The organism is Clostridium cellulovorans 743B (assembly GCF_000145275.1).
GTDB classification, from domain to species: Bacteria; Bacillota; Clostridia; order Clostridiales; family Clostridiaceae; genus Clostridium_K; species Clostridium_K cellulovorans.
The window spans coordinates 5041681-5055662 of sequence record NC_014393.1 but is presented as its reverse complement, the minus strand read 5'-3'; the positions used below and the strand labels follow the sequence as shown (position 1 = coordinate 5055662).

Here is a 13982-nt window from a genome sequence, read left to right as displayed (position 1 = left end):
ATTGTGTCCTTTTTGTTTTGGCATGTAGAGATAAGTTGAACTATATTTAGTTGTAAAAATTTAGCTTAGATAAATACTAAGAGCTTTGATGGGTAACAACCATGCATAGTGGAAATACAAAATATAAATAGAAATTAAACATTATAAGGAGGACTATCACAGTGAAGGAAGTTTATAAATTAGTATCAGAGCATAGCATGGACAGTGCACATTTTTTAAAAGATTATGATGGTAAATGTAGTAATATACATGGACATAGATGGAGAGTTGTAGCAGAGATTTTTAGTGACCAATTAATTAATGAAGGTGCCGAAAAAGGAATGATTGTTGATTTCGGGATTTTTAAAAATGATATAAGGGAGCTTGTGGATTTTTATGATCATTGCTTGATAGTAGAAAAGGGGAGTTTGAAAACTGAGCTTTTTCAAATGCTAACAACAGAAGGATTTAGAGTAGAAGAGGTCTCATTTAGACCTACTGCTGAAAATTTAGCTAAGTTTTTCTTCGAGCAATTAAAGAAAAAGGGACACAATATGAAATCAGTGGTGGTTTATGAAACTCCAAATAATGCGGCTACTTATGAGGTGACATATGTATAAGGTTGTAGAAAAGTTCGTAAGCATAAATGGTGAAGGGTTAAGAGCAGGAGAATTGGCTGTTTTTATAAGATTTTTAGGATGTAATCTGAAGTGTTCCTATTGTGATACTAAATGGGCTAATGAGCCAGAATGTCCTTATGAATTAATGAGTGGTGAAGAAATTTATGCCTATATAAAAGAAACTGGTGTAAGAAATGTAACTTTAACAGGTGGAGAACCACTAATTCAAAAAGAGATGAAAGAACTTATAGATCTTCTACTAAAGGATGGACTTCTTCGAATTGAAATTGAGACTAATGGTAGTGTAGATGTTCAGCAGATTAATTATTCATCGGAAAGAGTCAGTATAACTTTAGACTATAAAGGAAAATCTTCACTGATGGAAGGATATATGAAGAGAGATAGCTTTAAGTTATTAACAAAAAAAGATTCAGTTAAGTTTGTAGTGGGTGACAATGAAGATTTAGAAAGAGCGTTATCTTTTATAAAAGAATGCGAGCTATTAGAAAAAACAAATGTATTGTTTAGTTGTATATTCGATAAAATACAGCCAGCAGAAGTAGTTGAATTTATGAAAAACAATAAGTTAATAGAAGCAAGGATTCAACTTCAGCTTCATAAATATATTTGGGGACCTACTGTTAAAGGTGTATAAAATAATACAATATAAAAGTTACAGACTGGAGGCTTATAAACAAGCCTCTATTTCTATTTCTATAACTTACGATTGTGGAAAACTATTCAGTTAGGTTGATAAAGATGAATATTTTGTTATTATTGGTCAAAATCATATGAGTATTTAGAAAATTATAAAGGTATAATGAGAGTAGAATATGATTTTATGGAGGTTCAAATGAAATTATCTGTTTTTTATGATCACATACTTGTTGCTAGTGAACAAACAGGATATGAATTGTTAGATATATTAAAGAAAGTAAATGAACTTGGTATTGAAGGCGTTGAATGTGATATTGAACATATAAGAAGCTGTAAAGAAGAATTAAAGAAAAAGCTTGGTGAAGCAAAGATTAAAGTTGCTTCTGTTTATGGGTTCTTTGATTTTGGGAATAACTTAGACTATGAAAAAGGCTACACTTTTATTGATGATGCAGCATACTTTCGAGCAGGAAGAGTCCTTGTTATTCCTGGATTTGTAGAGGAAAAAGAAGGTGAAGTATATCAAATGGCGTTAAGTAATATGGTAGATGTATTAAATAAAATTTGTGATTATGCAGAAACAAAAAATATAGTAGTAACACTAGAAGATTTCGATCATCATACAGCACCATTTTCTACGGATGAGGAGCTTATTTGGTTTATGGAACGTGTACCAAAACTAAGGTGTACATTTGATACGGGGAATTTTATGTATTCAGAAGTTAATGAGTTAAAAGCTTTTGAGTTACTTAAGGATAAGATAGTTCATGTCCACTGCAAAGACAGAGCGTTAGTACCTGTTAGTGGTGAAGAACCAACTAATACAATAGCAGGAAGAGGAATGTACACATCACCAGTTGGCTATGGTTCTATCCAAATGAAAGAAATAGTTAATAGATTAAAGGAAATCAACTATGAAGGTTTCTTAGCTATTGAACATTTTGGGTCACAAAATCAGATAGAGTATATTGAGAAATCAGCTAATTGGATATTATCTAATATATAAAATAGAGAAGGAGCATGGATATGTTAAAGGTTACAATTTGGAATGAATATATACATGAGCGAGAAGATGAACATATCAAGAAAATATATCCAAAGGGGATTCATGACTGTATTGCAGAGTTTTTAGGTAGGGAAAAAGATATAGAAATTCAGATAGCGACATTGGATATGTATGAGCATGGATTAACAGAAGAAGTTTTAATGAATACAGATGTTCTTATTTGGTGGGGACATAGGGCGCATGAAAAAGTAGAAGATGTAATTGTAGATAGAGTTAAAAAGAGAGTATTGCAAGGCATGGGTTTAATTGCTCTTCATTCAGCACATCATAGTAAAATTATGAAAGAACTATTAGGGACAACATTGAACTTAAGGTGGAGACATGGAGATAGAGAAAGAGTATGGTGTATTGATCATTCACATCCAATTGCAGAAGGATTACCAGATTATTTTGAACTTGAGAACGAAGAAATGTATGGTGAAGCCTTTGATATACCAAAACCTGATGATGTAATATTCCTAGGTTGGTTTGCAGGTGGAGAAGTATTTAGAAGTGGTTGTACTTTTACAAGAGGAAAAGGAAAAATATTTTATTTTCAACCAGGTCATGAAGAGTATCCTATTTACTACAAACCAGAAATACAGAAGATTATTACAAATGCCATAAGATGGGCAAAACCAATAAATATGAATAATGCACCATTAGAATGCATAGGTATGCCCCCGAAACCAGAGGAACTATTAGAGAAAAATTTTCAATAGGGGTTCTGATATTTAGAAATTACGATTATTATTACTTAGAATAAGTATTGATGAAAGCATTAGTTATATTATTTGTGGTGGATGTAAATTAAACTGGTAAAAAGAAAAAAATTTTAGAATTCAAAAATTTTAAAATAATGTTTATGTAGTAATAATTAGTTTTTCACATTAAATGTTTCTAGCATAATAAATATATCTCTAGACATAATAAATTCAGAAGGTGTTTCTCTATATTAAAATGCACCTTTTTATATAAAAATCACAATAGATAAAGGAGAAATGATATTATGAGAAACAAACCAGATGATAGGCGAGATAATGTAGATAAAATTCAATATAACATTGGTAAGACTATTCAAAATTGTGAGCTTGCTGATGAAATGATTGCTAAAACTGATGATCAAAAAACAAGGCAAGATTTAATAGATAAAAATAAGAGAAGAGAAGATGCTCTTAGTGGTATGAGAAAAGAAATTAGAGATGAAGCAATAGCTAAGGAAAATGGATATAAATAAATATATTAATCTTAAGAATATAGATATTTCATTTAGTAAAATAAAAGTTAAGTACGCGTAACTATAATATATAGGAAAAGTATCGCTGCAAAGTGATACTTTTTTGTTTTACTACAAATATAGATGATGTTAAGTAGGTTAAGGGGATAAAATATGATTGAAATAGAAAGAAAATCAGAAATCAGAGATAAAATGCGTAGTTATAAAATAATTTTAGATAACAAGTTTTTTGGAGAAATAAAATCTGGAGAAATAAAAAGATTTAATATAGCTACTGGAAAGCATAGGATTTATCTTAAAATTGATTGGTGTAGAAGTAATAAGTTAGATTTTTATATTTCTAATGATGAAGTTGTAGAGTTGAAATGTGGTAATTCCATGAAACAGTGGACGATTGTAAATTTTTTAGCTTATGCTACAATCGCAAAAAATAAATATTTGTGGATAGATATTAAGAAAATAAAATAAAATGTCGTTTATGATAAAAAAAGGTTGTTTATCCACGAATAGAATGATAAAATTATATTTATAGTAGTTGGAATAATTGTTAATATTAGTTATGAAATCGAGTTCGAATATTATATATTTAGATTATATTAAAAACATATTATTAAGTACATTTTAGAAATAAATTTCGAAAAACAATCCGTTAAAATCTTTATAATCAACTTAATGAAAAAGTAAGAGTCTAATTATATATCTGATATAAGAAGTAAGTAGGAAGTTTAAGAAGATATATAACTCATGAAGAAGATACCATTTACAAGACAAGCTATTAGCATAGTTTTCTACATGTTAATAGCAAAATAATTATTGGAAATGTAAAATACTTTAAAAAGGTAAATCAAATCATTAAGGGAGATATATTCTAAGATATGCCGATATATATTAGAACTAGACTCTAAAAAGTTATAGTGTCAAGAATTAAATATAAGATAATCGTTAAATTAAATTTAATGGTTTTAATTCTAATAGTAGATTAGCATATTGAAGATTATAGAGGGAGGAGAGTTATATTGAAAAAATTAATGACAGGAAACGAGGCAATAGCCAGAGGGGCATTTGAATATGGTGTAACGGTTGCAACTGCATATCCAGGTACGCCGAGCACAGAAATTCTGAGCAATATATCAAAATATGAAAACATTAATGGCGAATGGTCATCTAATGAAAAGGTAGCCCTGGAGATTGGAATCGGTGCGTCAATTGCAGGAGCTAGAACACTGGTTGCAATGAAACATGTGGGATTGAATGTCGCAGCAGATCCTCTTATGTCGATTTCTTATCCAGGAGTAAATGGAGGGCTTGTAATTGCAGTTGCAGATGATTCTGGGCAACACAGTTCACAAAATGAACAGGATACAAGGTATTTTGGAGTTTTTGCGAAGGTGCCAGTGGTAGAACCTTCAGATAGTCAAGAATGTAAAGAGTTTGTAGGAGCTGCACTTAGGATAAGTGAAGATTTTGATACACCAGTAATACTAAGGTTGAGTACAAGGGTTTCGCATTCACAAAGTATCGTTTACCTAGAAGACCAACAAATAAATTTGGTGAAAGAATATGACAAAAACCCAAATAAGTACATAGTTGCGCCTGCAGTTTCGAAGAAGAGAAGAGTTCTCGCTGAAGCAAGATTAAAAAAGCTAGAAGAGTTTGCAGAAATAACTGAGTTGAATAAAGTTGAGTATAATGATTTGAATATAGGAATAATTACTAGTGGAATAGCTTATCAATATGTAAAAGAAGTTTTTCCTAGTGCGTCAATTTTAAAGTTGGGTCTTTCTTATCCATTGCCTAGAAATAAAATAACTGAGTTTGTAAATAAGTGCGATAGTACTTTCGTAATTGAAGAATTAGAACCTATCTTTGAAGAAAAGATAAAATCATGGGGACTTGGAGTAGTAGGTAAGGAAGTTATTCCTACTGTAGGGGAGTTAAGTCCTGAAATTATAAGGAAGAGTATTTTAAAAGAGGTAATGGATGAGGTCGTAGTTGAGTTTTCTGAGTTTATTCCTAATAGACCACCTGTTTTATGTCCAGGCTGTCACCATAGGGGAGTATTCTATGTTTTAAAGAAACTAGGACTACATGTTTCTGGGGATATAGGATGCTATACTTTGGCAGCATTTCCACCATTAGATGCGATGGAGACAGCTATTTGTATGGGAGCGAGCATAGGAATGGCTTTTGGGTTTGAAAAAGCTCAGGGAAAAGATTTTTCAAAAAATACTGTAGCGGTTATTGGAGATTCAACTTTTATACATTCAGGAATTACTGCATTAATAGATGTCGTCTATAATAAAGGAAATACAACAGTAATTATATTAGATAACTCCACAACTGCTATGACTGGACACCAAGAAAATCCTGCAACTGGCTATACCTTAAGAGGTGAACCAACCTTATCGATCGATTTTGAAGCTCTAGGAAAGGCTATTGGTATTAAGCGCGTCCGGACGATAGATGCTTATGATATTGAAAATTTAGAGAAAGTCGTTGCTGATGAAACTATGGCTGAAGAACCATCATTAATAATAACAAAAAGGCCCTGTGTTTTATTGGAAAGGGCGAATATAGTGAAAGAAGCATTAAAGGTAAATTCAAAATTATGCAAAGGCTGCAGAGAATGTCTTAAGATCGGATGTCCTTCTATAGGGATTAAGAATAATAAGGCAGAGATTAATAATATTCTATGTGTAGGATGTGAACTTTGCAAGAAGGTCTGTAGGTTTGGAGCAATCGAAACAAGTCAGGGGGAAGTAGAATGAATATTTTAATATCAGCAGTAGGAGGACAGGGAGCCTTACTCGCTAGCAGAATACTTGGTAAACTTGCTCAAAATGTTGGATTGGATGTGAAGATTTCTGAAGTTCATGGTATGTCTCAACGAGGAGGTAGTGTTGTTACGCACGTTAAGTTTGGAGATAAGATATTTTCACCAGTTATAGAGAGTGGAACTGCGGATGTAATTCTTTCTTTTGAATTACTTGAGTGTGCCAATTACATACATTATTTAAAGAAGGAAGGAACATTAATAGTAAATACTCAAAAGATTGAGCCTATGCCAGTAATAACTGGGGCGACACTTTATCCTAGCAATCTAATTTCTGAGATTTCTAAGTTGCCAGTAAACCTTTATACAGTTGATGCAGTAGGACTTGCAAGTAGAGCTGGAAATGTTAAGGCTGTCAATTTAGTTTTAGTAGGTATTTTAGCATCCATTACAGATATAGAAAAATCAGAATGGAAGAAAGTTATAGAAGAGACTAGTCCTTTAAAATTTTTAGAGATAAATTTAAAGGCTTTTGATTTTGGATATAATTATAAGGATTCGTATCAGTCAGAAAATAGTTATATATATGGGTAAGTTTGAAGTAAAGGAGCAATTTAGATATAAACTTTTTTTAGTGCAACTAAGTTGCATATAGAGAAAATAATTTGTTTAAAAGTAGAAACACGAGAATTAATGATAAGTTCATTTATTCTGGTGTTTTTGCTTTTTATATATTGTACAATAATGGTCATATGTAAAATAAAACGTAAAAAAAGACGATTTAGTGAGTATGTATATGGAAAATTAAGAAAAACAAGGTGTTTGTTGGAAAAATAAAACTATATTAGAGATTATGAGAAAATGAGCATAGAATATGATTTTGAAACAATAAAAAGGTGAAGATATAATTGTACTGACTGATTAGTTTAAAAAATAGGAGGTACAATTATATGAATAATTTTTTTCAGGATTTAAAGGAAAACGTAATTAATCAGTATAAACAATGCCAAGCTTATAAATTATTATGTGACAGTCAAGGGTTTAATCCAAGCATAAATTTAAATACAGAAAAGGATATAGAAAATATACCATTTATTGCAACTACTCTGTTTAAAAAGTCTGCTGATATATTCAAGCATCTATTAAGGGTGCCAGTAGAGACAATTGAAAAATGGACAGTATCTAGTAGTACAAGCGGAGATCCAAGTATGGTTGGTAGACGAAGGCAAGAACTTATGCAGATAGGTGAAATTAATGAACGGGATAAGGAAATTACTCGTCCATATATTGTACAAGAGTGTGTCTTTTATCCAGAACCAGAAGTTATGAGAAAGCATAAAAGTGAAATGATTTTAGGAAGACCAACAGAATCATATATGGGTAATTTATTGGATCTTTTCGAATTTAAAGAAGGTACAATATTTCTTGTTAAAGAAGAGGATGAAGACCTAACGATTGATATTGATAAGTTTAAGAACTTTATAATTAAACATGATCAATTAGAAGAACATCTTGCTATAAGAGGCTCAACTTTGCTAATTTTTAATGCGATAAAAGAGTTGGAAGAAACTATGAGACCTGTAAAGTTGGGGAAGAATGTATTAGTTCACACTGGTGGCGGGGGCTGGGAAGGAAAGAAAGGAAACATAAGTACAGGAATAGCAATAACAAGACAAGAATTTGTTGAAACTGTGGCTAGTTTTCTTGGAATTCCAGAAGAAAACTTTATCGATGGATACTCTTTTACTGAAAATACTTGCGGTATCTTAGGTCATTATTCTAAGGAATATAAAGACTATCTTTTTCATGTGCCAAAATGGGGAAAGGTCATTATTAGAGATATAAAAACTTTAAAACCATTATATAATCCAGGTGATAGAGGGTTTGTTCAAATATTAAATGCCTATGGAACTGATAGCTTTGCAGGAGCATCAATATTGGTTGATGATATTGCTGAAATAGTATCTATGGATCAGTGCCCTGATTGTAATAAGTATGCTATGACAATAAAAGTTATTGGCAGAGTTAAAGGGGCAGAAGCTAAAGGATGCGGAGCTACTCTTAACGTAAGGAGTGAAATATAATGAAGAGCGAAACTGTTTGTGAAAGTAATGTTTTAATAAAGAATATAAATGGCCTGGAATTAGAATTAACTTACTCAAGTAGAGATCAGGTAATTGAGGAAATAAAAAGACTTAGAAAAAGTAAAAGTAAGAGTCATGCAATATCAGTGCAGGATACAATTGATCTTTTGGATAGGTGTGGAAGATTGTGGCTTGATAGAGGATACTCCAAAGTACATATAGAAAGATTAGCTAACATATTGAATCAAAGTGAAGAACTTGTAACATATGAACTTGAAAATAGTATGAGAATGCTTTTAAGAGAAAATCTTGAGATAATCATTAAAGAAGAACTTGGTAACATTGATATACTAGATAATTGGGTTCCAACAAGTTATGGAGCTGTGCATAGACAGCCAAGAGGTGTGATGTTTCATAATATTTCTGGAAATGCATTTGTAGTTGTTCCGACAAGTATAGGTATGGGGTTATTATCAAAGAACTGTAATTTAGTAAAGGTTTCTGCTGATGAACCATATTTTGCGTATGCTTTCTATGAAAGTTTGGTACAGCTTGATCCAAGTATAAAAGATAGACTATCTGTTTTATACTTTAGTAGTGAATGTTCTGATATATATGAGACTGTCGTGAGAGAAATGGATTGTGTTATACATTGGGGTGGAGAATATTCAGGAAGGATAATGGCAGAGTTATGTGCAAAATATAATTCTCATTTAATAATGCATGGTGCTAAAATTAGTTTTGAAGTTATAGATAAAGTAGAAGATATTAAGACTATTGCAAAAGGTATTGCTAGTGATGTGATATGTTGGGAGCAAAAAGCCTGTTTGTCTCCTAGGATGGTATTTGCCAATAAAAAAATAGACATTAATATTCTTGCAGAAACTGTAGCAGAAAGCTTGAAAGAGCTTACAGAGGTTTTCCCAAAGGCATATCTGAGTCCTTGGAGTTCTATGAAATCAATACAAGACCGACAGTATTGTTTATTAAAATATAGTGTTGATGAGGAGAAACCGGCAAAGGTGTTTGCATCGTGTAATGCCGACTATACTGTGATTTTAAGCAACAGAATGCCTGAAAAAAAGGATATTGATAGATGCTTTAATAGACTTATATTTGTTTGCCCATATGAAAATAAAGATGAAGTACATGATTATGTTGAAGAAAATTTAAAGCAATTCCTTCAAACTATGGGGTATAGTGGTGACGACCACGAATTTATTGAAAAAATGACGTTACTTGGTGTAAGCATAGTCACTAAGCCAGGGGAAATGCCAGCACATTATCCAGGAACTTCTCATGATGGAATGCACAATTTGCAGGAAATGACTTACGTAGTTAGTAGACAACTATAATCAAAGGAATTTTGGAGTGGCTAAAATGAAAAAGAAATGTAAGATGAAAGGAAAATATTTAGCATTAGCTCTTAGTCTATCATGTATTATTACTCCTCAATTAAGTTATGCAAGTGAAGTAGACAATACTACAATGGCATCAAATAACGGAAGTTTTATAAATCTAGATTGGACTAAATTAAGTTGGGACAATCTAGATTGGAATGAATTGAACTATGGAATATATTGGTATGGGATAGGGAATAAGCCATATAAGTTTATTCCTAATGAGACTAATCCAGCTTTTGATCCTTCAAAACCAACAATTATATATATACACGGTTGGCAGCCGAATTATTCTTTGATTAAACATAGAGAATCTTTCTATTTTTATGGAGAAAATGCAGCGGATTCATGGATAAAAGCTGGCTGGAATGTTGGCGTGTTTTATTGGAATCAATTTTCAGATGAATTAAGTGTTGAAGATGCTGAAAGTAAAATATGGTCACCGACAGCACGTAATAGCATGAGATGGAGGAAATCTGATGGTAGTTATGATGTTTCAAGTTCTATAAAGAAGAGTTCTGCTGATTTATTATATGAAGAGTATGTAAAAGCTTTAAGTGGATATAAGGGAAGTTCTATTAGAATTGTTGGACATTCATTAGGAAGTCAAATGGCAATAAGACTTACAAAATTAATCAGTGATAATGTAGATAGTGGAGCAATTCCACCAGAGTTATTACCATCTAGGGTAGCGTTATTAGATCCGTATTTCTCTAACTTAGGAAAAGAATATTTAAATTATAGATGGACGGGTGAAGTGGCAAGGGAGTGTGTATCATCATTTATAAATAATAAAAATATACCTTTTGAGCTATATAAATCATCTGCGCTAACTAGTGGATTAGCTGGAGATGATAATGATGAATTGAAGAAAATGTGTGCTTATACAGAGTTAAAGCCATTATTTCATGCACCAATTCAACAGGTAGAGAAGCATTATGATGGAAAATATACATATTTTTGTTCCTATAGAGTTTCTTCACCTGCAGAATATGTTGGAACAACTCCTACAGGAAATGTAGCAGCATCTGCAAGAACAGATACTCAAAGAATTGCAGAAATGATGGGCAAAAAATACTATTGGACTCAAGCAGCGGATATATTTACGGAAGATGTAAGTGATGATACCTTTTCTAGAAGTACAAGAAATATCTCAGTTAGTCCAGTAACTGGTTTAAATTTAAATACATATAATGCTAATGTTAAAGTTGGAGAATATATAAGTTTGATACCAACTATAGCACCTGACAATGCAACAAATAAAATAGTACTTTGGCAGTCTTACGATGACAAGGTAGCAAAGGTATGCGTTAATGGACAAGTTAAGGGTGAGAATCCTGGAATGGTGAAAATAATTTGCAACACTGCCGACGGAAAGTTACAGAAGGTTTGTAATGTAAATGTAATTGAATAGGTAAAATATACATTTTATCATTAGAAAATAGTATAGGTAATAGCTATTACCTATACTATTTTTGTATCAGTGAAGACATATGAAAACATTTCCTGTGAAGAATTTTTTAATAGTAACGACGACTATATCAAGAGGTATAGCTATTATTAGGGGAGGTTCATGATGATAAAGAATTATAAGGCACTTAAAAACGTAAAGATAACAAAAAATATTATTAGACTTTGGGTAATTTCAATAGCAACAACTATTGCAATTGCAGCAGTAGGTTATATTAACATTAATAAAGTTTATAATATAACTAGTGAAATAAATGATAATGTTATTCCTGAACTTAAGTCATGGGGAGATGTAAATGGGTACATGGGAGTGCTAAGGAATACTCTAACTAAAATAATAGATAGACCGTATGATGAAAATATGAATAAGTTAGCTTATGAATACAATGATAAAATAACAGAAATTATGGATCAACAATTGAAACATGAGTTTAATGATGAAAAAGAAAAGCAATTAATAAATGATGCTAAATCTGCTTATGATAATTATTTTTCTTTTGTACCTGAGTTGATAGAGCAAAGAAAAAAAGGGCAAGCGATAACTAAAAAAATGGCTGATGAAATGACAAACTATGGTAATGCATTAACTATAAATATTACTGATATTGTAGATTTTCAGAAAAGTATAGCAAATTCTCAAAAAGAAGAATCGCAAAAAATTTATAATAGAAGCGTTGTTATTTATGGAGTCGTATTTATTATATCAATTAGTTTGTTGACAGTAATATCATTAATACTAACCTTTGCTATTAAGAATTCTATAAGGGAATTTACTAGTAAGTTAAAAGTTTTATCAGAAGGTGATTTTACAGTAGAAATAGATACAAGTCTTACCAATGAATTTGGTAGTATGAATAAGGCTTTAAATAAAACTATTACAGAGATTGCCCAGATATTAAGGAATATAGAGGCTGATTCAAGTTTTATATCTAATCAATCAACATCACTTTCAACATTATCAGAGAATATGCATTCTTCTACAAAGGAGATTTCAGGAGCTATTGATGCTGTGGCACAAGGTTCTTCTGAACAATCAACAGAACTTATAAAAATGAATAACGTATTAAATGTTTTTGGGACTTCATTAGAGGGGATTGCAGCAACTGTTTTTGGTGTAGATAAAAGTACTAATGTAATAAATGGGAAAGCACAAAAAAGTAATAAAGAGTTAGGACAACTTATAGCGTCTATAAAGGGCATGTCAGATTCTTTTAACCAGGTGAGTTCTAAGGTATCTGAATTAACAGGTAAAGTTAGTGAAATAACTGAAATAACAAAACTTATAAATGATATTGCAGATCAAACTAATCTTCTAGCATTAAATGCTGCTATAGAAGCTGCTAGGGCTGGCGATTCAGGAAAAGGATTTGCAGTAGTTGCTGATGAAATTAGGAAACTAGCAGAGCAATCAAAAAATTCTTCTAATGATATTAACAAGCTACTAAATGATATACAAACAGAGACTGAGATTGTCACGCAAACTACAAATGAGGCAAATAAGGAACTTTTACATGAGGTAGCAGTGATAGATACATCGATAAAATCTTTTAAAGAGATTATTGAATCTATAGGAGATATATTGCCTAAGATAAGTGAGATAAATAAATCTGTTGCAATTATAAATGAAAGTAAGAATAGTATTATTTCTGTTGCGGAGAACACTTCAGCCGTTTCAGAAGAGAATTCAGCTTCAGCAGAAGAAATTTCTGCTACTACAGAGGAATTGATTAATTTGGCTAATGAGGTGGAAAACTCTTCTCGTTCGTTAGAGGATAGAACAACGTCTATGAGCAATCAAATTAAAAAGTTTATATTGAATAATAACTAGTGTTGAAAAGCAAAATTAATAAGATGAGGTTTTTTATGCTTATCTTGTTAGTCTTGCTTTTTGGCTTGTGTGAATTTTAAATCGAAATACAACCATCCCGTATTCTTTTGTCATATATTAAAGAAGAGATGGTTATATTACAAATTAGTTATGTTAATAATGCTATGAATTGATATAATGTTGGTAAATATATGAGAAGAGGTGATAATTTGAATATTCTATTAGTTGAAGATGATAAGACTATTGCGGCAGGGTTAGAGTACTCCTTAGGACAAGAAGGATATACAGTTATAATGTGTCATAGTGTAGCAGCAGGAAAAGAAGCAATAGAAGAAATCCAGTTGGATTTATGTTTGTTTGATTTATCATTACCCGATGGAAGTGGCTATGAATTATGTAAAATGGCAAGAGCAAAATCTGATATGCCAATTATATTTTTAACTGCCTGTGATGATGAAGTAAATGTGGTTATGGGTCTAGATATGGGAGCTGATGATTATATAACAAAGCCTTTTCGTATTAAGGAGCTTATTTCACGGATAAAATCTGTGTTACGTAGGTGTAACAAAGAAAATAACTTAAAAAATATTTTTGAAATAGGAGATATATGCATAAATACTCTTGATGCAAAGGTTTATAAAAAGAACATAGAGATAAGCCTAACTGCATTAGAGTATAGATTGTTGTTAGTTTTTGCCAATAACATTGGACAGGTACTTTCACGAAGCCAGTTATTAGAAGGAATATGGGATGTGGCAGGAGACTTTGTTAACGATAATACTTTGACAGTTTACATAAAGAGAATAAGAGAAAAATTAGAAGATGATCCACAGAACCCAAGAATTATAAAAACCGTTCGTGGTATGGGATATAGAATAGGTGATTAATT

13 protein-coding genes are annotated in these 13982 nt (G+C 31.5%); all 13 read left to right on the top strand.

Going from position 1 to position 13982, the window contains the following annotated elements:
- Positions 1 to 161 precede the first annotated feature (161 nt).
- The 13 genes from CLOCEL_RS20920 (at position 162) to CLOCEL_RS20860 (ending at position 13980) form a co-directional block, all read left to right on the top strand.
- Entirely contained in the window at positions 162 to 599 is a 438-nt protein-coding gene (locus CLOCEL_RS20920; RefSeq protein WP_010074206.1) for a 6-pyruvoyl trahydropterin synthase family protein, read from the top strand.
- Positions 592 to 1254, top strand: coding sequence for a putative 7-carboxy-7-deazaguanine synthase QueE (gene queE, locus CLOCEL_RS20915; RefSeq protein WP_010074205.1), 663 nt, complete (start codon positions 592 to 594; stop codon positions 1252 to 1254). The genes CLOCEL_RS20920 and queE overlap by 8 nt, the downstream gene beginning before the upstream one ends.
- A gap of 198 nt (positions 1255 to 1452) precedes the next feature.
- The gene (locus tag CLOCEL_RS20910; protein ID WP_010074204.1) at positions 1453 to 2262 is read left to right on the top strand and encodes a sugar phosphate isomerase/epimerase family protein; all 810 of its coding nucleotides are present in this window, start codon (positions 1453 to 1455) and stop codon (positions 2260 to 2262) included.
- Between the two features lie 20 nt (positions 2263 to 2282).
- Positions 2283 to 3023, top strand: coding sequence for a ThuA domain-containing protein (locus tag CLOCEL_RS20905; RefSeq protein ID WP_010074203.1), 741 nt, complete (start codon positions 2283 to 2285; stop codon positions 3021 to 3023).
- A 287-nt stretch (positions 3024 to 3310) separates the two neighbouring features.
- Complete coding sequence (gene tlp, locus CLOCEL_RS20900) at positions 3311 to 3538, top strand: small acid-soluble spore protein Tlp (RefSeq protein WP_010074202.1); 228 nt, start codon at positions 3311 to 3313, stop codon at positions 3536 to 3538.
- Between the two features lie 153 nt (positions 3539 to 3691).
- Positions 3692 to 4006 carry a hypothetical protein gene (locus CLOCEL_RS20895; protein ID WP_010074201.1) on the top strand — a complete coding sequence of 105 codons (315 nt, stop codon included), beginning with the start codon at positions 3692 to 3694 and terminating at the stop codon, positions 4004 to 4006.
- A gap of 548 nt (positions 4007 to 4554) precedes the next feature.
- Positions 4555 to 6306 carry an indolepyruvate ferredoxin oxidoreductase subunit alpha gene (gene iorA, locus CLOCEL_RS20890; RefSeq protein ID WP_010074200.1) on the top strand — a complete coding sequence of 584 codons (1752 nt, stop codon included), beginning with the start codon at positions 4555 to 4557 and terminating at the stop codon, positions 6304 to 6306.
- A complete protein-coding gene (locus CLOCEL_RS20885) occupies positions 6303 to 6905 on the top strand; it encodes an indolepyruvate oxidoreductase subunit beta (RefSeq protein ID WP_010074199.1) in 603 nt (200 codons plus the stop codon). Before iorA ends, CLOCEL_RS20885 begins: the two co-directional genes overlap by 4 nt.
- Before the next feature lie 356 nt (positions 6906 to 7261).
- Complete coding sequence (locus CLOCEL_RS20880; RefSeq protein WP_010074198.1) at positions 7262 to 8395, top strand: LuxE/PaaK family acyltransferase; 1134 nt, start codon at positions 7262 to 7264, stop codon at positions 8393 to 8395.
- A complete protein-coding gene (locus CLOCEL_RS20875) occupies positions 8395 to 9750 on the top strand; it encodes an acyl-CoA reductase (RefSeq protein WP_010074197.1) in 1356 nt (451 codons plus the stop codon). The genes CLOCEL_RS20880 and CLOCEL_RS20875 overlap by 1 nt, the downstream gene beginning before the upstream one ends.
- A 25-nt stretch (positions 9751 to 9775) precedes the next feature.
- Entirely contained in the window at positions 9776 to 11209 is a 1434-nt protein-coding gene (locus CLOCEL_RS20870) for an Ig-like domain-containing protein (protein WP_010074196.1), read from the top strand.
- 162 nt (positions 11210 to 11371) lie between these two features.
- Positions 11372 to 13093, top strand: coding sequence for a methyl-accepting chemotaxis protein (locus tag CLOCEL_RS20865; protein ID WP_010074195.1), 1722 nt, complete (start codon positions 11372 to 11374; stop codon positions 13091 to 13093).
- 209 nt (positions 13094 to 13302) lie between these two features.
- Positions 13303 to 13980, top strand: coding sequence for a response regulator transcription factor (locus CLOCEL_RS20860; protein WP_010074194.1), 678 nt, complete (start codon positions 13303 to 13305; stop codon positions 13978 to 13980).
- Positions 13981 to 13982 lie beyond the last annotated feature (2 nt).

What these genes read in the sequence shown, in the direction of transcription:
- queE (WP_010074205.1), top strand. Translation starts at nt 592, where the DNA reads ATGTATAAGGTTGTAGAAAAGTTCGTAAGCATAAATGGTGAAGGGTTA.
- CLOCEL_RS20910 (WP_010074204.1), top strand. Translation starts at nt 1,453, where the DNA reads ATGAAATTATCTGTTTTTTATGATCACATACTTGTTGCTAGTGAACAA.
- CLOCEL_RS20905 (WP_010074203.1), top strand. Translation starts at nt 2,283, where the DNA reads ATGTTAAAGGTTACAATTTGGAATGAATATATACATGAGCGAGAAGAT.
- tlp (WP_010074202.1), top strand. Translation starts at nt 3,311, where the DNA reads ATGAGAAACAAACCAGATGATAGGCGAGATAATGTAGATAAAATTCAA.
- CLOCEL_RS20895 (WP_010074201.1), top strand. Translation starts at nt 3,692, where the DNA reads ATGATTGAAATAGAAAGAAAATCAGAAATCAGAGATAAAATGCGTAGT.
- CLOCEL_RS20885 (WP_010074199.1), top strand. Translation starts at nt 6,303, where the DNA reads ATGAATATTTTAATATCAGCAGTAGGAGGACAGGGAGCCTTACTCGCT.
- CLOCEL_RS20880 (WP_010074198.1), top strand. Translation starts at nt 7,262, where the DNA reads ATGAATAATTTTTTTCAGGATTTAAAGGAAAACGTAATTAATCAGTAT.
- CLOCEL_RS20875 (WP_010074197.1), top strand. Translation starts at nt 8,395, where the DNA reads ATGAAGAGCGAAACTGTTTGTGAAAGTAATGTTTTAATAAAGAATATA.
- CLOCEL_RS20870 (WP_010074196.1), top strand. Translation starts at nt 9,776, where the DNA reads ATGAAAAAGAAATGTAAGATGAAAGGAAAATATTTAGCATTAGCTCTT.
- CLOCEL_RS20865 (WP_010074195.1), top strand. Translation starts at nt 11,372, where the DNA reads ATGATAAAGAATTATAAGGCACTTAAAAACGTAAAGATAACAAAAAAT.